This is a genomic window from Arthrobacter sp. efr-133-TYG-120, from assembly GCF_030209785.1.
Taxonomy (GTDB): Bacteria; Actinomycetota; Actinomycetes; order Actinomycetales; family Micrococcaceae; genus Arthrobacter.
The window spans coordinates 1-19,005 of the sequence record NZ_JARVRI010000006.1 but is presented as its reverse complement, the minus strand read 5'-3'; the positions used below and the strand labels follow the sequence as shown (position 1 = coordinate 19,005).

The 19,005-nt window shown below is 61.6% G+C and carries 17 protein-coding genes; 4 read left to right on the top strand and 13 right to left on the bottom strand.

Annotated features, from left to right (window positions below; genetic code table 11):
- Positions 1-239: 239 nt before the first annotated feature.
- Together QRN51_RS04710 and QRN51_RS04705 are read left to right on the top strand one after the other, a co-directional pair.
- Entirely contained in the window at positions 240-836 is a 597-nt protein-coding gene (locus QRN51_RS04710; RefSeq protein WP_284988833.1) for a hypothetical protein, read from the top strand.
- 760 nt (positions 837-1,596) lie between these two features.
- Positions 1,597-2,547, top strand: a complete 951-nt coding sequence (locus tag QRN51_RS04705; RefSeq protein WP_284988832.1) for a DUF559 domain-containing protein — start codon at positions 1,597-1,599, stop codon at positions 2,545-2,547.
- An 861-nt stretch (positions 2,548-3,408) separates the two neighbouring features.
- On the opposite strand, the gene QRN51_RS04700 is transcribed toward QRN51_RS04705, so the two are convergent.
- Together QRN51_RS04700 and QRN51_RS04695 are read right to left on the bottom strand one after the other, a co-directional pair.
- Entirely contained in the window at positions 3,409-4,284 is an 876-nt protein-coding gene (locus tag QRN51_RS04700; RefSeq protein WP_284988831.1) for a nucleotidyl transferase AbiEii/AbiGii toxin family protein, read from the bottom strand.
- A complete protein-coding gene (locus QRN51_RS04695) occupies positions 4,281-4,880 on the bottom strand; it encodes a type IV toxin-antitoxin system AbiEi family antitoxin domain-containing protein (protein ID WP_284988830.1) in 600 nt (199 codons plus the stop codon). The genes QRN51_RS04700 and QRN51_RS04695 overlap by 4 nt, the downstream gene beginning before the upstream one ends.
- 330 nt (positions 4,881-5,210) lie before the next feature.
- Here QRN51_RS04695 and QRN51_RS04690 point away from each other — a divergent pair, with 330 nt between their 5' ends.
- Both QRN51_RS04690 and QRN51_RS04685 read left to right on the top strand, forming a co-directional pair.
- The gene (locus tag QRN51_RS04690; RefSeq protein WP_284988829.1) at positions 5,211-6,092 is read left to right on the top strand and encodes a LysR family transcriptional regulator; all 882 of its coding nucleotides are present in this window, start codon (positions 5,211-5,213) and stop codon (positions 6,090-6,092) included.
- Positions 6,093-6,181: 89 nt separating this feature from the next.
- The gene (locus QRN51_RS04685; protein WP_284988828.1) at positions 6,182-6,451 is read left to right on the top strand and encodes a hypothetical protein; all 270 of its coding nucleotides are present in this window, start codon (positions 6,182-6,184) and stop codon (positions 6,449-6,451) included.
- Between the two features lie 52 nt (positions 6,452-6,503).
- On the opposite strand, the gene QRN51_RS04680 is transcribed toward QRN51_RS04685, so the two are convergent.
- From QRN51_RS04680 to QRN51_RS04630, 11 genes are all read right to left on the bottom strand, one after another.
- Positions 6,504-7,499, bottom strand: a complete 996-nt coding sequence (locus QRN51_RS04680) for a sugar phosphate isomerase/epimerase family protein (protein WP_284988827.1) — start codon at positions 7,497-7,499, stop codon at positions 6,504-6,506.
- A 1-nt stretch (position 7,500) separates the two neighbouring features.
- The gene (locus QRN51_RS04675) at positions 7,501-8,676 is read right to left on the bottom strand and encodes a Gfo/Idh/MocA family protein (protein WP_284988826.1); all 1,176 of its coding nucleotides are present in this window, start codon (positions 8,674-8,676) and stop codon (positions 7,501-7,503) included.
- A 218-nt stretch (positions 8,677-8,894) separates the two neighbouring features.
- Positions 8,895-10,085: a levoglucosan dehydrogenase gene (locus tag QRN51_RS04670; RefSeq protein WP_284988825.1), complete on the bottom strand. Its 1,191-nt coding sequence runs from the start codon at positions 10,083-10,085 to the stop codon at positions 8,895-8,897.
- 32 nt (positions 10,086-10,117) lie between these two features.
- Positions 10,118-10,936, bottom strand: coding sequence for a sugar phosphate isomerase/epimerase family protein (locus QRN51_RS04665; RefSeq protein WP_284988824.1), 819 nt, complete (start codon positions 10,934-10,936; stop codon positions 10,118-10,120).
- A 78-nt stretch (positions 10,937-11,014) separates the two neighbouring features.
- Positions 11,015-12,145, bottom strand: coding sequence for a glycoside hydrolase 5 family protein (locus QRN51_RS04660; RefSeq protein ID WP_284988823.1), 1,131 nt, complete (start codon positions 12,143-12,145; stop codon positions 11,015-11,017).
- Positions 12,146-12,175: 30 nt separating this feature from the next.
- A complete protein-coding gene (locus tag QRN51_RS04655) occupies positions 12,176-13,150 on the bottom strand; it encodes an ABC transporter permease (RefSeq protein WP_284988822.1) in 975 nt (324 codons plus the stop codon).
- The gene (locus tag QRN51_RS04650) at positions 13,125-14,699 is read right to left on the bottom strand and encodes a sugar ABC transporter ATP-binding protein (protein WP_284988821.1); all 1,575 of its coding nucleotides are present in this window, start codon (positions 14,697-14,699) and stop codon (positions 13,125-13,127) included. The genes QRN51_RS04655 and QRN51_RS04650 overlap by 26 nt, the downstream gene beginning before the upstream one ends.
- Positions 14,700-14,742: 43 nt before the next feature.
- Positions 14,743-15,906 (bottom strand): substrate-binding domain-containing protein, encoded by a 1,164-nt coding sequence (locus QRN51_RS04645; RefSeq protein ID WP_284988820.1) that lies wholly within the window; start codon positions 15,904-15,906, stop codon positions 14,743-14,745.
- A gap of 243 nt (positions 15,907-16,149) precedes the next feature.
- On the bottom strand, positions 16,150-17,031 hold the full coding sequence (locus tag QRN51_RS04640) for an alpha/beta fold hydrolase (RefSeq protein WP_284988819.1): 882 nt from the start codon (positions 17,029-17,031) through the stop codon (positions 16,150-16,152).
- Between the two features lie 43 nt (positions 17,032-17,074).
- Complete coding sequence (locus tag QRN51_RS04635; protein ID WP_284988818.1) at positions 17,075-18,229, bottom strand: substrate-binding domain-containing protein; 1,155 nt, start codon at positions 18,227-18,229, stop codon at positions 17,075-17,077.
- Between the two features lie 112 nt (positions 18,230-18,341).
- Positions 18,342-18,830: a hypothetical protein gene (locus QRN51_RS04630; protein WP_284988817.1), complete on the bottom strand. Its 489-nt coding sequence runs from the start codon at positions 18,828-18,830 to the stop codon at positions 18,342-18,344.
- Between the last annotated feature and the right edge of the window lie 175 nt (positions 18,831-19,005).

The window sequence follows — 19,005 nt, the reverse complement described above, 5'->3', positions numbered from 1 at the left end:
CCCGAATGGGCGCGATGCCGGGGCTAGAGCGCCTCGAAACCCATGCCATGCAAGACGACCGGTGCCGCAGAACCGCCATTTTGAACGAATAGTCATACGGGGAAGCGGGGCCGGAGGCTGTCTCAAATCCAAGGAAATGGGACACCATGACCTAGGTCTGCAAGAGGAGCCTCCTGCCATCAAGTTACGTATTTGCGGCTTCCGACCCGAAGAGGCTTCAAAGTCCACATAGCGCAGACATGGAGTTCGTCAACTATGTCGCCTTGGAGAAGGACTCCCGACGGATTTTGGCCATCTCGGAGTTGCGGAAGCCTGCACAGAACAGCAAGCGTTTCAACGGAACGCTCATCGTCTTGCATCCCCACGAGCAGGACGATTGTGAGTTGCTCAGGGAGCTTGTTGACAATGATGGGGTTGCGCGCCTCTTCGTGGTCGTGTGGTCGCCCGCGGATATGGTCCGGATTTGGCTTGACGGCATGGGCGCGCGCAACTTAGACACAGGATCGGCCCATGAAGCACCCGATGCCGTACAGCTGGAGGCAGCCACGTGCATGGTTGGTGAACAGTACAACGGGCTCTCGACCGGGAACGGGAAAGCCGCCGTCGTTCGACTGATCCGTGCTTTCACTGACGGAGGTTATCCCCTGGAGAAGGCGCCTTGGCTAAAAGCCTTCTTCGCTGCGGGAGGGGAATTCCGACATGCCGAGTCGATCGGCAAGCTGATCTCGGAGATGAAAAAGGGAACCAAGCACCGCGTACAGCAACGATACCGACCCGAGATCCTCTCGATACTCCGGGAGCGTGCCGCAGCTGCACTCGCAGACCTCCCTGGCTGATAGATACCGAAGGGCCTGTCGCTACAGCGTCAGGCATTCCACGGAGGCACGCCGCACCAGAACCGGGATGTTCTGCGTGCCAATGGATGGCTACAACGTAAAACTAAGTGATGACCCGCCGGGCGGCCCTAAGGCACGCATCCGGTCCACCCAGTAGTTTGAGCAAGGGTCGAGCATGTCAGGCTTTTTGTCTGAGCTCGCGTCTAACATCCCTCCAATAAGCACTATGCGAGGAACCTTTGATGGGGGCGTTGTGAAAGCACTTGAGGACTGGCCGGTACTTACGCCCGAAGAGCGTTCGAGGTTGGGCCTTGCCCGGCGGGCACCGAAACCTGAAACTTCGGTGGCAGCCAGGCATGAAGAAGTCCTGGACATGTGGGACGACGAGAATCTATTCGGCCCAAATGCCATTCCATCCTCATCACCGGTGAAAGTGCGTTGGATTTGCGGGCAGGGGCACAGGTTCGTTGAGTCCGCAGTCGTTCAATGTGGCGCAGTGTCGGGTTGGCGCCGAGCAGGAGGCGGCTCACGCGCCTGTGAGCGCTGCCTGGACGAGCGAAATTATGGCCTGACGCGCCTCGACTGTGGGCACGAGGTGATCGCCCGCACGGGCACCGAGACTCGGGCCATGTGTCGCGCATGCTGGCGAGCGAGCATGGCGGTAAGTTCCGGTGCGAGAGCAATGAGAGCTGAACCGAAGTATTCCATTGGCGCCGTCGTCCAATCACGGAACCTCACGACGTCCCAGACTGAGCAACAGGTGAGAGACAAGCTCGTCGCCGCCGGGTTGGCTGTTCACAAAGGCCGTAGCGGTATTCAGTGCGGCCATGAAGCTCAGCGCAACAATTTTCCTATCCTCACCCCGGACATCCTGATCTCTAAAACGAAGGTATGCGTGGAAGTCGACCCAGCTCATACGCACGCTGGGAAGGAAAACGACGACAGAACACGCAACCAGCTTTTGGATGATGTGGGGTGGACGGTGGTGCGGCTGCGACTCGGTGGACTGGAATCAGTCGGAGAACACGATGTCCTAGCGGAATCCGACAGCGTTACGAATGAAGCGATTGATGCCCTTGTCATAGCGGTTTCCGACGCCATAGCAGGTCGCCCGGGAAGCATACGAACGATTAAAAAGAAGCAAGTACCCGCCCGAGAAAAGCCAAGGCTGGGAGCGCTTGCTGAGCACAAGCACTACGAAAACGCCTACTACGTCTCGTGGAGATCGAACTCAGGGCGCCTGTTGCGCTTGGTAGCGATGGACTACGGGCGCTACTTGGCTAGCGCTGAAGGATGGGAAGCCCCACGATTCATCTGCGGGTTGGGCCTGAATGAGTTGCCAAGGAAGGAGTGGCGTACTGCTCTTCTCGACATTTTGGGAAAACTGTCGGATACAGATTTTGTGCCGGTGTCTACATTTCCGTGGGGCGATGAGCTGTTCATCGGAGAGCAGGCGCCAGCTGTTCGAATTTCGCCGAAGTTCCATCTGGGTGCTTCGGTATGGGATTTGACTGCCAACATAGTCGGTGCGGATACCTTCACTGAGACTGCAATCTGCGCGGGCACCGATGTTCAGGCTGAGTTGCATCCAGAAGCCGTCGAGCGCGGCTGGCGGATTGCTGCCGTTGGGCAGCGAACGGGAAAGCACGGCATTTACCAGGAAGTCCAACTCCTGCGTCCGTCTCCGGCAGATGCACTGGCCGCACTCTAAGGAAGTGGGACACGGCCATCTGGACCGTCTGAGTATTCACCCGAGGATGCTGCGAGAGCCCGGCAACGTTCCTGCCGTCCCCCCGGAGATCTTGCGAACACGGCACTGGATTCATGAAACTCCGGCCCGGAGCTTCTGGACGCCTGGCTCGCAGAGCCTGGAGTCTAAGCGCGGTTGAGCTCAGCCAACGCTGCAAATAGGACTGTGGAAATACTGACCTCGTCAGATATGAGAACGCCGTTGAGAATGTCCTCGTCTTGCCGTGCACTGAACCGGAACTCAACTGCCAGGCACCGAAGATCCAATGGGGCCCACTTCAGTCATGTGCTCCCGACACGTCCAGCCATGAAAGCCAGACGGACCGCTGAGGTCCACCCGCAGACAGGAGGGAGCTTGGTTGGAGGCGATGTCGGACGCGACATGAGGGCGGGCACGTCCATGCGGCCAGCAATTGCAACCGACTCACCTTTAACTCACCCTAATCAGCGTCAATCAATGACAATTCAGCGGCTGTCGTTGATTGCAAGAACCCCTAGATTCCGGGCAAAACAGCACATTACTGGCCTATCCATAGGCGTCTGAGACTAAAGCGGGGGTCGTCGGTTCGAATCCGACAGGGGGCTCTTAGTTTGGGTTTGACCTGCGGGTTTAGTGCCGTGCGTGGATGGCAAGGGGCCAATTCCAGCAGCGGTTCGGCGGGGTTTCTCGGTCTGAATCCCATCGAGTATTGAATTGGGGCGCTGACCTGCGGTTTTGATTCGGTAGGCGGCACGGAAGAGGCCGAATCCCGCTCGGACTCACCTTTAACTCACCTCAATCAGCGCTACGCCGCCGACATTAGGCGCCGGCTTCCCGTGTGGCCTATGACCAGGTGCGCGCGTCGGGACTCCACCGGTGGTGGTCTTCGGCTGAGCCGTCAAACACCGGCTCAATGAACGTGAGCACACGATCAACCTGTGCGTCGAGGTTCTGCTCGCAGAGGTCTTCGACTTTGAGCTTGCTGCGCCATGCAGCCCATTTCGCTTGTCCGGTCGCACCGTAGCCTTCCATCAGGGCTCGGAGCGGCCCGAGTTCGACGGTACGGTGCCCCGCGACTTGCATCGCTGCTTCTCTGACGACTGCGGCGTCGAACTCGAACCGGTCGGCGAGGACTGCCACGTCCAGCAGGTCCCGCCACCGGGTGCTGGTGGTGCCGCGCTGAAGCATGGTGACGGTCTTCTCGGCGATTACTGTCACCAAAGGATGACCTTTCATCTTCACTGCTCCGCCGAGCAGCGATGGCAGTTCGATCTGCTCCGGTTCGGGCCAGATCGGGTCGCCGGTACTGATGTCGAGCTTGATTGTGACTTTCCCTCGGCCCAGGACTGCGGGCACGGAGACCCGCAGGCCGCTGTACTCATCTTCGTCGCGGATCTGTTCGATCTGCATAGACGTATGGTCGAAGACCAAGCCGTCGTCGACGACGACGTCGCATACCGCCTTCACCACTTCGGTGACGTGATCGACGTCGAGCTGGAAATCGAGTGCCTGCATGTCAACGTCACGGGTCGGGCGGCGCAGCGAGTGGGCGGACAGCAGGACGCCCCCTTTGAGGCAGAAGTCCTCCGCAAAAGGCGTGTCTGCCAGACGCGCCAGGAAGCGCTCGAGACCGTAAAGCGTGAAGATCTCGTCGACTGGGCGCATCCGGTTCCGCGCAACCCTCTGAAGCTGCAGGTAAATGACCCCAGCTGCCGTCACAGGAGGACCTCCAATGCTTGGCGGAGCGGACCCTTGGACCGGGGGACCGACAAAGCGATCTCCATGAGCCGGGCGGGCTGGGATCCTGGGCGCTTGAGCCAGTTACGTAGCGCTTCGATTCCCGTTTCGTATCCGGCGCTTCCACGAAGGCGAAAGGCGTCGACGATCGAACGCTCGGGGGAGTAGATGCCGATCATCGCCTCGTCCGCCCCTTCGATCGGGATGGTTGAGCGGCCGACGTCGAATGTTGCATTGTCGAAAAGGTGCCAGGTGACCGGGGCCGAGATTTGCGGAGGGGTTTTGCCGCGGGGCAGAGCCAAATCGATGCTGGACGGGATCTCATCGATGAGCTCGTGCCGTGCGAGAGCGCTCGTGAGGCAGATCGTCGCCAGGGGAGCCTTTCGCGATGCTTCCAATAGATCGATCTCGGCCTCAATGCCCGTTCCGGCGATGTACAGCCCAGAGCCGATCCTCTCAACCAAGCCGGCGTCGCGCATTCGGTACAGGCTCGAGTGGGAGACTCCGTGTTCTGCGGCGTCGGAGATGCTGAACAGGCCGCGCGGAAGGCGGTCCAGCAGATGGCTTTGGCGCTTCATGTTCATATTCTACGACAGATAAATTTATTTGTCGTAGAATATGACCGCATGCAAATGGCTTCCCAGCTCCTGATCATGGACAACTTGTCCGAAAGCTGAGTGAGAAGGTCGAGGATCGCCGCCCTATCGGCCGATTCGGCGACCTGCCAAAACGTGCCTGATCAAAACTGACTCCTGTCATCCTAATAAGACCACTGCGACGCGCTAGAAAGCGCCAAAAAGCTGGGTGCGTTTGTGGTCTTTTCTGTCGTCATGCCAGTGTGCTATCTCACTCGTCTATGAGTCCAACACATGCTTGTCATCTCACCTATCTATCTGCATCATGGGTGGATGGAGTTGCAGCAGTTTCGCTATGTCGTCGCCGTGGCTGAGGAAGCCAGCTTTACCCGTGCCGCGGCACGGTGTTTCGTGGTGCAGTCGGCGCTGAGCCATCAGATAAAGCGCTTAGAGGAGGAACTGGGAGTCACGCTGTTCAGCCGGACCAGCAGGCGCGTCGAGCTCACCGCCGCAGGTGCGGCGTTCGTGGCTGCGGCTCGCGTGAGCCTCAACTTTGCCGAGCGAGCCGGCGTCGACGCCGCGGCGGCAGCAGGCCACATCCGGGGACGTCTGAGCGTAGGAGTCATCCCCACGGTGACCGCCATTGATGTGTCGGCAGCCTTGAAGGCCTTCCGCCAGGCGCACCCGCAAGTCCACATCGTGCTCCAGGTCGCGGGCAGCGACCAACTGGAAACAGGGATCGCCCGTGGCGAAATCGACGTCGGCCTCCTCGGACTTCCCGAGAACCGACAGCCTCGCGGCGTAGCCTGGCGTCACTTAAGCAGCGATCGGTTGGTCGCCGTCGTCAGCGACGAACATGCCCTCGCCCATCACCACGAGATACAACTCAGCGAGCTGGCTACGGAGACCTTCGCCGACTTCCCAACGGGGACACCGGCGCGCGACGAAAGCGATTTCGCCTTCACCGCGGCAGGCATACACCGTGACGTGGCATTCGAGTCAATGGCCACCGACCTCACGATCGAGCTGATCCGTAGGAACCTCGCCGTCACACTGCTGCCATCCAGGTATGTGCCCCGCCATCCCGACCTTGTGAGCCTCCCGATCGCTGACGGGCCCTCCCGGGCTGAATACATTGCTTGGAGTGACTTCAACCCCAGCCCGGCGACGCACGCCTTCCTCGACATCATCAAGCAAGCAGAACCGGAGCGGTGATTCCGGAGGGATAGACCAGATCAACGTCAACCCATTCGTCCGCTCTGACAGTACGTGTTTTCCCGCGGCGATGGCTGCCGGGTTCCATCGTGCAGCGAGTTGGCCAGCGGGTTGTAGACCGCTTCGATCTCCGGGTCATTGACAAGATCTTCGTGGGTGCCGAGTACCCGTTCCACGTCGTGCCGGTCGGCAAAGTCCTGTGCCCGGTCCCGGTCGCGGGTGCGACGGCCACCAGCCGCACACCTGTCAGCCTGGTAGGTTCAATGATGGATGTCGGGCTGACGCGGGACGCTCCCAGGATGCCGATGCGCAGCGGTGCTCTTTTTCCGTTCATCTGTGGAGTCCTTTCCGGTTTCTGATGTCGACTTCTCCTCACCGTCTTGATCACGGCGCGGCACCCCCCGCGGCTGGCTACTGCTTGAAGGCGGCGTCGAAGGATGTGTTCGACGGCGGGAAGTCGAATTTCTTGAGGGCGGCGAGGGCTTCGGGGGCGCCGTGGAGGCGGTCCATGCCGGCGTCTTCCCATTCGATGCTGATGGGTCCGGTGTAGCCGATGGCGGTGAGGGCGCGGAAGCTCGATTCCCAGGGGACGTCGCCGCGTCCGGCGGAGACGAAGTCCCAGCCGCGGCGGGGGTCGCCCCAGGGCAGGTGGGAGCCCAGGACGGTGTTGCGGCCGGTGGGGCGGAGCTTGGTGTCCTTGCAGTCCACGTGGTAGATCCGGTCCTTGAAGTCCCAGATGAAGGAGACGGGGTCGATGCCTTGCCACATGAAGTGGGAGGGGTCCCAGTTCAGGCCGAACGCTTCCCGGTGCCCGATCGCTTCCAGGGTGCGGACGGTGGTCCAGTAGTCGTAGGCGATCTCGGAGGGGTGGACTTCGTGGGCGAAGCGGACGCCGCATTCGTCGAAGACGTCGAGGATGGGGTTCCAGCGGTCGGCGAAGTCCTGGTAGCCGGCTTCGATGACTTTCTCGGGGACGGGCGGGAACATGGCGACGTACTGCCAGATGGAGGAGCCGGTGAACCCGACGACGGTGTCCACGCCGAGCGCCTTGGCGAGGCGGGCGGTGTGTTTCATTTCCTCGGCGGCGCGTTGGCGGACGCCTTCGGGATCGCCGTCGCCCCAGACCTTGGCCCCGACGATCGCCTGGTGGCGGAAGTCGATGGGGTCATCGCACACGGCCTGGCCCTTGAGATGGTTGGAGATGGCCCAGACCTTGAGGTTGTGCTTTTCCAGGATGGCGAGCTTGTTCTCGACGTAGCCGGGTTCGTCCCAGCGCCAGGCGTCCAGGTGGTCGCCGGAGACGGCGATTTCCAGGCCGTCATAGCCCCAGCCGGAAGCGAGTTTGGCGACTTCCTCGAAGGGCAGGTCGGCCCACTGGCCGGTGAACAGGGTGTAGGGGCGGGGCATGTCAGGCTCCTTCAATGGCAAACGCCGCGTCCTTGACAGCGGTGAGCGTGCTCTTGTTGTTGGCGGATTCTTCCACGGCGGCCAGGACCCGCTGCACTTGCAGCCCGTCTTCGAACGAAGGTGAAGGCGCCTCCCCGGCGCTGATCGACGTCACGAAGTCGCGGATCTGGTGCGTGAAGGTGTGTTCCCAACCGATGACGTGACCTTGCGGCCACCACGCAGCCATGTACGGATGCTCGGGCTCATTGACCAGGATCCGGCGGAAGCCCTGCTCGCGAACGGGCACAGTGGCATCCAGGAACCCGAGTTCGTTGAGGTTCTCCAGATTGAAGGACAGGGCGCCTTCGGTGCCATAGACCTCAATTTGCAGGGAGTTCTTCTGGCCGGTGGCAACACGGGAGGCCTCGACGGAGGCTCCCATGTCTCCGGTGAGCCAGAAGGTCGCCCACGCGGCGTCGTCCACGGTGACATCCTCCAATCCCTCCGGGCCGGGGCGCCGTGAGACGAACGTTTTCAACAGCCCGGAGGTCTCAAGGATGCTTTGACCGGTGAGGTACTGGATCTGGTCGATGGCGTGGGAGGCGATGTCGCCCAAGGCGCCGGAACCGGCGGTTTCCTTCCTCAGCCGCCAAGTCATGGGCGCCTGGTCATCGGCGAGCCAGTCCTGCAGATAGGCGGCACGGACGTGCCGGATGGTGCCGAGACGGCCCTCCGCAATCAGCTCCCGGGCCAGCGCGAGGGCCGGGACCCGGCGGTAGTTGAACCCGATCATGGACTGGACGCCCTTGGTCCGGGCGGCTGCCGCGGCCTTAGTCATGGCTTCGGCCTCCGCCAGGGTGTTGGCCAGCGGTTTCTCGACGAGGACGTGTTTGCCGGCCGCCAGCGCGGCGATGGCGATTTCTGCGTGCATCCAGCCCGGGGCGCAGATATCCACGACGTGAATGTCGTCCCGGTCAATAACAGTGCGCCAGTCGGTGGCGGACTCCGCCCACCCGTACTTCTCCGCGGCCTCGGCGACGGCGGGGGCGTCCCGGCCGACGAGGACCTTCTGCTCGAAGGCCGGGACGTCAAAATAGCTGGCCACGTTCCGCCACGCGTTCGAGTGGGTCTTGCCCATGAACGCATAACCGATCATCGCCACGCCCAAGGGTTTGGGCGGATAGGTCTTGTAGGACATCGTTTTGTTCTTTCTCGGAACCGTGACGGGAGGGACAAAGGTGGCCGTGTGCGCCCGCTGCTGGTGACGGGGAGTGGGAAACGATTCCCTGCTAAAGCTCGGCGCAAGGAGCGATCATTTTTGCTTCTCTGCCTGCCTCGAGTGGGATGGCAAGCGGGATCGTTGCCAGGTCAACGGGAGACGGAGCAGGGCGGGGACTTGCTCCGTCTCCCGACGTCCTACTTGGCGGTCGTGGGAAGTCCTGCGACCGCTGGTACGTCCACCCACGCGCCCTTGTCAGCGGAGGTCACGATCGCGTCATCGATGAGCGCCGTCTGGTAGCCGTCGGCGAAATTCGGGTTCACGCTGCCGCCCTCGGCGATGGCTTTGAAGAAGTCGTGGGCCTCGATGATCTTCGTTTCGCCGTAGCCGATGCCCAGGGCCGGGATCGGCCAGAGTGCGTCCCCGTAGGGGTGGGCGGGTCCGGTGTAGACGGTTCGGAAGCCTCTGCGGTCCCCGGCGTCGCTCGCGAAGCATACCTGGAGTTCATCGCGGCGTTCGTAGTTGAAGACGATGCTGCCCTCGGTGCCGTGTATTTCGAACGTGATGAAGTTGTTCCGGCCATAGGCGTTGCGGGTCGCCTCGATCGAGCCGACCGCACCGCTGGCGAAGCGGATCATGGTCATGACCTCGTCGTCGACGTCCACTTCTCCGCGGGGGCCATCGTCGCCCCTGACATTTCCGAGCGCGTCCGCGCCGCCGGCCTGCAGCGGCCGGTCGGGGATCCAGGTGGAGAGGATCGAGTTGACCGAAGCGAATTCGCCGACGAGGTAGCGTGCCATGTCGATGACGTGTGTGGCGATGTCGCCTAGGGCGCCGGAGCCGGCGATGGACTTCTGGAAGCGCCAGGACAGTGGCGAGTTGGGATCGGCGCTCCAGTCCTGGAGGTACGTTCCGCGGAAGTTGATGATGCGCCCGATGGCACCCTCCTCAATGTACTTCTTTGCCAGGGCCACGGCGGGGGTGCGCCGGTAGTTGAACGCGACCATGTGTACGACGCCCGCGTCCTTGACCGCATCGTGCATGGCCTTGGCTTCCTCGACAGTGCGGGCCAGGGGCTTCTCGCAGATGATGTGTTTACCGGCTTCCGCGGCGGCGATTGCGATTTCGGCGTGCAGGTGGTTCGGCGTGGCGATGTCAACGACGTCGATTTCCGGGTCCTCGATGATCCGGCGCCAGTCCGAGGTGGACTGTTCGAAGCCGAAGCGGCGCGCGGCCTCTGCGGCCATTTCGTCGTTGGCCTCGGCGATGGTCTTCCGGACCGGAAGGGCCGGGGCCGGCCAGAAAAACATGGGCATTGCGGCGTAGGCGAGCGAGTGGGCCTTGCCCATGAAGCCGCCTCCGATGAGGCCGACGTTGATGTTCTGCATGATGGGTTCCTTTTCCGTGGAAAGTGCGGTTGTTACGGGAGGAGTTCTTCGAGGAACTTCCGGCTGATTTCTGCGGCGGCCCGGGGGTCCCCGTCGTATTCGTCGAGCTCGACCATGAGCCAGCTGTCGTAGCCGCTCTCTTTGATGGCCTGGATGATGTCCGGGAAGTCGAGTTCGCCCTGCCCGAGGGGAAGGAAGGCGAAGGGATCCTTGCGCAGGTCCTTGAGGTGGACGTGACGGATGCGTTCCGGGTACTTGCGAATGACCGCGGCGGGGTCGGCTCCTCCGGCGGCAAGATGGGCCGTATCGGGGCAGAAACCGATCCTGGTGAGCGGCATCAGCCGCTCCAGCTCGTCCGGGCTCTCGACGATGGTCGTCAGGTGAGGGTGGTAGCTGGCTGTCAGCCCGAAGTTCTCGGCGATGTCGGTGACCTGGTCGAGCGCCCTGCCGAGGCGCAGATAGTCCTCGTCGGTGGTGCCTGCGGCGCGGCGCGCTCCTCCGCCGACGACAAGTCGCTCGGCCCCGAAGCTGGCGGCGAGCTCCGCGGCCCGGTGGATGCGGTGCAGTTCGTCCGGGAGGATGTCGGCATAGATAAAGTTCGCGCCGGTGTAGACGCTGGCGAGGGTGACGCCGGCGTGGTTGAGGATGCCGCGGAGTTCGTCGGGCTTGTCGGCGTAGTCTGCGAGGTTGCCGTCGAACATTTCGACGCCGTGGTAGCCGGCGGCGGCGATGTCTGTGATGGCCGTGTCCATGGGCCCGTGGGCCATGTAGAAGAGATCTTTGATGCTGGTTACCCCGACGGGGTGGCCGACGACGCCGCCCCAGGTGATGGTGCTATATCCGAGTTTCATGCTGAGGCCTTTCAGATGCGGGGAGAAGGGTGGCGAGGGCCGGGCAGCGGGGCCGGACGAGGCAGTGATCCGTGGCGGTCATTTACGCTCTTCCGCGGAGGCCTGCGCCTTGGCGTTGGCTTCGCGGATCTGGTCGGTCATGTCGGTGTAGAACTCATCCTCAGGGTCTTTGATACCCCAGCCTCGTCCGAGGTTCTCGATGTAGCCGCACCAGTGCCAGCCGATGATCCAGGGTTCGGCGATGGCCCGCGCGAGGCCGTTCGCGTAGTCCTCGCCGCGCTCAGCTTGGGTTTCCATGTCGCTGGTGCGGTGGGGGTTCATCTCGGTGGGCACCCAGTTGCCGATGTCGGCGATGACCACCGGCTTGCCGGTGAGTTCGTGCCAGCGGCGAAGGTCCTCGATCATCGTCTTGTATTCCTCGTCCGACTTTCCGGTGAAGTATTGGACGGAGAGGACGTCGACGAAGGGAACCATTGCGCGGAGGGCGGCTTCGGGGATTCCCTTGTTGCCGTTGTAGCGGTCGCCGAGGATCAGGTGGTTGGGGTCGTAGCGGCGGATCGCCTCGGTGATGGTTCTGTAGTACTGGGTCGCGACCTCGTAGAGCTTCCGGTCGTGCTCTTCCTCGGTGAGCCCTTCGAATCCGGGCCAGAACCGGCCCGCGGCGTGGGGCAGCCATGCGGGGATGTCCACAAGGAAGTAGCCGATCAGGTTCGGGCTGTTCTTGTGGTCGGACACCATGCGGCGGGCAATCCAGTCTGCGTACTTTTGGAAATCTTCCCCGAAGACGTCGCGGAAGGCGGGGTGGCCGTTCCAGTCTTCGATCTCCTGGGCGCGGACCTGCACGACGTAGGGCATGCCGGCCTCGAGCAGGTGCTGGTCGGGCCAGGGGAGGGAGTGCCCGAGGTCAACGGGGTCTCCGAACCAGTCCAGGGCTTCGCCCCAGCCTCCGCTGATGTACTGGGAGGTCCATCCGATCGTGTTGAAGTTGAGGTCCTGGAGGTCTCGGACGACCCCCTGGGACCAGCCTTCGCGGGAGCCGTACTTGCGCTCGAAGACTGCGACGTTGTGGGGGTAGCGGAGGTCGGTGTCATCGAGGTGGTTGAGGCCCAGTGAGAGGAACGGTCTGCCTTCGGGGTCGATGAAGCTCCAGGCCCCGCTGCTGTTCTGGGCTACGCGGAAGAATCTGCTGCTTGGTTCGATTGCGGACATTTTCTATCGCTTCCTTTCGAGAGAGTCGTGTTATTTCTTGCTGAGGGAGACGGCTGCGATGATGATGGCGCCCTTGATGATCTGCTGTACGGAGGAGTCAACGCCCATGAGGACAAGCCCGTTGTTCATCATGCCGATGATGAGGGATCCGGCGAGGGCTCCGATGACTGTTCCGCGGCCGCCGAAGAGGCTGACGCCACCGAGGATGACCGCGGCGATGACGTCCAGTTCGAGGCCTACTCCCACATCGGGGCGGGCTGCATGGGCGATTCCTGTGAACAGGAGTGAGGCCAGTCCGACCAGTGCGCCGGTGATGACGAAGGACAGGATCACGGTGCGGTGGGTTTTGACGCCGGTGAACCGTGCGGCCTGGGGATTGCCGCCGGTGGCGAAGACGCGAAGCCCGAAGACGCTCTTGTGCAGGAGCAGGAAGCCGAGCCCGACAATGGCGATGGTCCAGACCACGGCGATCGGAATGCCGAGGATGTTGCTGTCACCAAAGATGCTGAAGTAGGGACGGTTGGCGATGATGACGGGACGGGTGTCCGTGATGAGCAAGGCGATTCCGCGGGCGACGCCGAGCATTCCAAGCGTGACAAGGAAGCTGGGTATCCCGAGTTTTACCGTGAGCATGCCGTTGACGAATCCAAAGACAACTCCGACGGCCACCGCGGCGAGAGCGCCGAGGAGCCAGAAATTCGCAACCTGCTGAAGCACCAGGGCTGAGGCCATTCCGGCCAGCGCGAAAACGCTGCCGACCGAGAGGTCGATGTGCGCGTTGACGATGACCAGCGTAACGCCGACGGCGATGATGGACACGATGGCCGTCTGCCGGCCCACGTTCGCGAAATTCTGCACGGTGAAGAAGACGGGCGAGGCAACTGAGAAGAAGATCACCAGCCCCACCAGGGCGATGTAGACGAAGTATTCGCGGATGAAGTCTAATGCTGATCGGTTACCCCATTGCGGCCGGATCAGGCTAAAGCTGCTGGTGATCGCGCTCATGGCTTTCACGAACCCTTTCATTGAGTCTTGAGTAGATGTATTGGTCTGTAACTTCCGGGGTCACCGGCTCGGGCTCGCTCATGGATGTAGATGTCATGAAGCAAATCTCGTCGCATAGCTCCTGAAGTTCGACAAAGTCGGAAGAGGCGACAACGATTGCGGCTCCTTCTTCGGCGAGGCGGTGGATGACCCGGTAGATTTCCTGCCGGGCGCGGACGTCGACGCCTTGGGTCGGTTCATCCAGAAGTAGGACATGCATTCCGGGCTGCAGCCACTTTGCGAAGACAACCTTTTGCTGGTTCCCGCCCGACAGCGTCTGCACAGGGCTGTCAATCGAGTTCGCCTTCACTTGCAGCGTCTCCACGAGGCCACGAATCAGTGACCGTGCTGCCCGGTTGTCCACCAGGCCGCCCTTTCGCAGTGACTTGTAGTGTGCCAACGTGAGGTTTCGCTGGATGGAGTGCTGCAGAACCACGCCGGAGCGGTGTCTGTCCTCGGGAACGAGGGCAACGCCTGCGTTGAGTGCTTCCCACGGGTGCTTGAAGCGGACGGTCCGGCCATCGAGCCTGATCTCACCGGCCGTGCTGCGGCGCATTCCGCCGATGGTTTCCAGCAGCTCCGTGCGGCCGGTACCGATCAGCCCTGCAATTCCTACGATCCGGCCAGCCGCCGCGGTGAAGCTGATATCCGAGAACCGGTCTCCGGACAGGCCTGACACCTGGAGCTTCGGCCCGGTGGAGGAGCTGACGAGGAGTTCGGGGCGGGAGAACCTATCGAATGCTTCCTTCGGCGGCCCCGACTCCTGTGGCTCTGCGCCGGTGATCTCGCGGACCAAGGACCCCATTTCCATGTCGGCTACGTCAGAGGTCAGGACCTTCCTGCCGTCGCGGATGATGGTCACCCGGTCGGCGAGTTCGAAGACCTCGGTGAGGCGATGCGTGACATAGATGATGCCGACACCTGACTTCTGGATGTCGCGGATGCTCTTGAACAGAAGCAGCTCATCTGCCTTGGTCAGGGTTGATGTCGGCTCGTCCAGCACCAGGACCCGCGCATCGCGGTGAATGGCCTTGGCAATCTCCACCAGCTGACGGGAGGCGACGGAGAGGTTCTCCACCAACTCATCAGGAGACAGGTGCAGCCCGAGTCCGTCGATGAGCTCCTTGGCAACTGCGTTCATTTTTTTCCTCTGCACCAGCCCGAAGGCGTTGCGGAGCTCGTTGCCAAGGAAGATGTTCTGGGCCACCGAGAGTGACGGCACCAGGCTGAGCTCCTGGAAGACGGTTGCGATGTCTGCTTGGACTCGTCTGCGGCCGTCGACTTCTACGATTCCCTCATCCTGGGGTTGAACTCCGTCGAGGATCTTGATGAGGGTTGACTTGCCGGCGCCGTTGGGACCGAGCAGGGCGTGGACTTCGCCCGGGCGCAGATCGAAATCAACATCCTTCAAGGCGTAAACTCCGCTGAATGCCTTGCTGACCCCCCGGGCCTGAAGCACGGGTTCTCCGGGTATCTGCCCAGCTTTGGCTATTTCGGTTGCGGTCTTCATGTCGGTATCTTCCATTGCGGCGGGTTGGATGGTCCTGGACATCTCACTGGGTACCGCAGAGTCCAGAAGACTTGCAGGCGTCCAGGACTTCACGAGGCGGCTCCGAGTGGAAGATGGACTTGTATTTCTCCAAGAGGTTGCCCGGGGTCACGGCAACGGACGGAAGGGCAATCCAGGCGGGGACGTTGTTGCCGATGAGGGCGAGTGCGGCGGCGCGCGCCTCAGCGACTCCCTGGTTGTAGGGCTCCTGGGCCCCGATGGCCTTAATGTAACCGCCGTTAGCCATTTCCACGGCGTCCTCGGTGCCGAGGTCGACGGTTGTGATGGGGATGTTCACGCCGGCGTTCCGGAGAGCGGCGACCGACTGCATGGCGGGTGAATCCCAGATGACAAAGAGACCTTTTACGTCCGGATTTGCGGTCATGAAGTTCGCAGCGGCGGGCCCAACAGCATTGGTATCGGTGAAACCTACCTCCTTGATTTTCACGTCAGGGCGGTTTTCCTTGAACCATTCCTTCACCCGCTGCGTGCGCTGGTTTGTGGTGTAGAAATCAACCGCGAAATCCACGATGCCGGCCACGCCGTCCTGGGGGATGAACTTGGACAGCGCTGCCGCGGCAATCTGGCCGTTGCCCTGATTGTCCGGAGCTATGACTGCCTGATATTCGGAGGGGTATGAGAGCCCGGAGGCAGGCATGTGGATGAAGACCAGCTTGATCCCCGCCGCTGCCACCTTTTTGTAGGTTTGGGCGGTGGCCACATCGTCCGTGGGGATGCTGATGATCAGGTCCGGCTTTTTTGTGATCAGGTTTTCGAGGTCGGCGATCTGCTGCTGGACCTTGAACTTCGCATCCGTGACGCCGACGACCGCCACGCCGAGCTCGCCCAGAGTCTTCTGGATGCCTTCGATTGTCAGGCGTGACCAGTCGATGTCCATGGTGTTCATGGAGATGCCGACGGTGAACTTGCCTTCGGCGACCTTCTTCTTGTCGGCGTCGCTCAGCTTCAGGGCGTCTGCAAGCGCCGGGTCTTCGCCGTTCTTGCCCTTACCGACAATTCCGGCGGGAGAAATCGCGGCGGCATCGACGGAGGGTGCTTCCGACGACGTTCCGCCGGCTCCAGCATCGCTGGAACATCCGGACAGCGAGATGGCGATCGCGGTGAGCAGTCCAGCCGCGGCGGAGAGCGTCTTGTTTCTGCGTGTCATGACAGTGGTCCTTCTGATGGCCAGGGAAGCCGGATAGCGGGGCTTTCAACCTGAGAGGAAAGAGAATGGGTTTTGGGCCCCATTCATGAGGGTGGGGAGTCGCAAGACGGCATAGTCTTCGGCTCGGAGTGACTGCCGAGTGGTGCCAAGGCGGGTCAGGTCCGTGCCGGAACCTTGCTGGTGCAATGTGTGTCCAGCGTCCGCGAGGCGTCCGGCAGTCCGCCCCGCGGAGCTGGTAGCTAATTACTCCTTGAAGAACTGCAGGTATGTCTCCGCGAGCGTCTCGGGATCTTCCTCTGCTAGCTGGTGGCCCCAGGGGAGGATGGCCCCTCTGACGTCCTCAGCGACTTCACGCATCTGCCGCTCGTTGTCGGCCCCGATGAAGTACTCGCTCCCTACGGCCAGCACAGGCATCTTCAGCTTGGTCTTGGCCGCTTCATGGTTCTGGTCCGCGTCCTCGAGAGTGGCGCGGTAGATGGCGAACATGCTCCTCAGCCCGCCAGGGGATGAGTAGCAGCGGACGTACTCGTCGAGGGCGTCGGGAGTGATGGCCTGGGGGTTGTGCGTCTCGTGCTTGATGAAGTAGTTGAAGTACTCCCGCTCCCTGCCGGTGATCAGCAGTTCCGGGAAGTCGGGGACGTTATAGAAGTTGATGTGCCAGAGCCAGACGTAGGTGCTGACGTTCTCCTTGGTCAGGAAGGAGTAGTCCTCAAGCCCAAAACCAGGGAGGATCATCTCCTGATACACGAGCTTCTTCACCCGCTCCGGATACTGGGCGGCGACCTGGTAGGCGGTCGAAGCTCCCCAGTCCTCTCCCACAAGGTAGAAGGTCTCGTAGCCGAGGTGCGTGGCCAGCTGCGCGATGTCCTCCGCCATGTTTTTCATGTCAAAGCCGCCCTGCGGGCGCTCCGAATCGCCCAGGCCGCGCAAGTCAGGTGCAATGACGGTGTAGTAGGGAGTGAGCAAAGGGATGACTCGGCGCCAGTGGTAGGAAGTCTTCGGCACCCCGTGCAGCAGGAACAGCGGCTCGCCTTCGCCGGCAATGGAGTAGTGCAGCCTCACGCCGTTTACGTGGGCGCGTCCGTGCTTGGCAGGCACTCCGTTGTGGTCCTGAATGATGTCCATAATGTACAGCTCCTTTTTTGTTGATCTTTGGGGTTAAGCGGGGTTACCGGCAGCCCTCGGTGGACTTGCAGGTTTCGGTGAGCTGGCTTGGCGGATCCTGATGATAGACCTGCTTCCAAGCCGCAAGGACGTTGTTCTGAAGAACCGGCACGGCCGGGAAAGCAAGCCAGTTGGGGGCGCTTCCGCCCAAGAGCACCTTGAGGGCCATATCCGCTTCGGCCATCCCCTGGTCGTAGGGAACCTGGGCACTGAGGGCTTTGATGTTTCCGCCCGTCGCGAGGTCGGTCGCCACATCCGAAGCGATATTTACAGCAGTGATTGGTATTGCCTTGCCCTGTGCCCGCAATGCTTGGTCGATGCCGACTGCAGGAACTTCCCATTCAGTGAACATCCCTTGGACATCAGGGTTCGCGGTGAGGAAATTACCGGCGTCTTTGCCCGAGGTTGCCGGGTCGAGGAATTCGGAAACCTTGATCTTGATATCGGGGCGGTTCTTTTTCATCCAGTCGACGAAGCCCTTCATGCGTTCCTTGGTCACGAAGAAGTCGACGCCGAAGTCGAGCACGCCCACGGTGCCGCCTTGTGGGATGTACTTGGCAAGTGCTTCGGCGCAGACGGCCCCGTTGCCCTGATTGTCTGAAGAGACCATGCCCTGGTAGTCGGACGGGAACTTCAGCCCGGAAGGCACGTTGTCCATCATGATGAGCTTGATGCCGGCAGCGCCGATCTTGCGGTAGGCCTCGGCCGTCGCAGTATCGTCGACGGGGATGCTGATGATGGCGTCCGGCTTCAGTTGGATCATGTTTTCAATGCCGGACACCTGCTTTTGAACGTCGAAGTTTGGGTCTGCCACTCCGACGACCTCGGCGTCGTATTTCTTGAGCTGTTCAGTGATGCCCCGGACCTGCTCGGTTGACCACTCGATGTTCATCGTCTGCATGACGATGCCGACCCGGAACTTCCGTTGCTTGGCCTGATTCACCTCCTGATCGGTCAGCTTGACGGCGTCGAGGTGGCCAGAGCTGACCCCATTTGGACCCAAACCCACGATTTCCTGGGGTACTAGCTCCTGGGCCTTTACCTGGGCGAGAGGATTCTCTGCACCCGCCGACGATGCCGCCGATTCCGAGCCGCAGCCCGTAAGTACTGCAGCCATCGCTGCGAGGACAATTGCCGCAGCTGTCGCTGTCGTTTTCATTCTCAGATTCCCTTCAGTCGGTCACCATTGACCCGTGATGGTCCGGCCATTGGGCGCGGGCAGCTCACGGTGGGGTAAATCGGATAGTGCGGGGTGAATCGGAAGCAGCGGCCTAAGCGAGGGCGATCGCTAAAGCCGGCGGGACTGGAGACAGGACGAGCCCGTCGGTAGCGGAGGCTGTGCGAATCGCAGCAGCCTTGTCGGACGCGCTCAAGAACGCTTCCGCATGCAATTTGTCGAAGAAGAGTCCCAAGGAACATGGTCCGTGGTTGGAGATGACCCACTTCACGGCATGGCCCGCCATTGCGGCCATGTCACCCTTTAGTTCCACGGCGCCGCACCCCAAGGTCGTCACCGATGCAGGCCTGCCTGAATTGTCCGTGGCGACCACCAGGCTCGCCCACAGGACACCGGAATCAAACACGCCAACGACCGCCCAGGAGCTGCGGGGGACGAACGTTCGGAGACCGAGCGCGATGTCACCGCTCGAGCACCCGGTTCCTGTCAGGATTTCTTCGACATTAGCCCACTGGCTGCCGTCAATGTCCTCGGTCATGACGCCAGCGAGAACCCCGAGGGCCTGGACATTCTTTTCCCTCACTGGGTGCTCCTTCCTGTGCGTCAAGACTGTTCCGTGAACGTTTACGGTAGAACTATCGTGAACGTTCACGGAGAATGTGTCAAGGGTTACAAAAGAAGTTCTTTGGAGACTCTCAGCGGCGCACTGATATGTAGTTCTGGTTGTCAAGAGTGCATGGATGAGCGGCTCCTGGGTT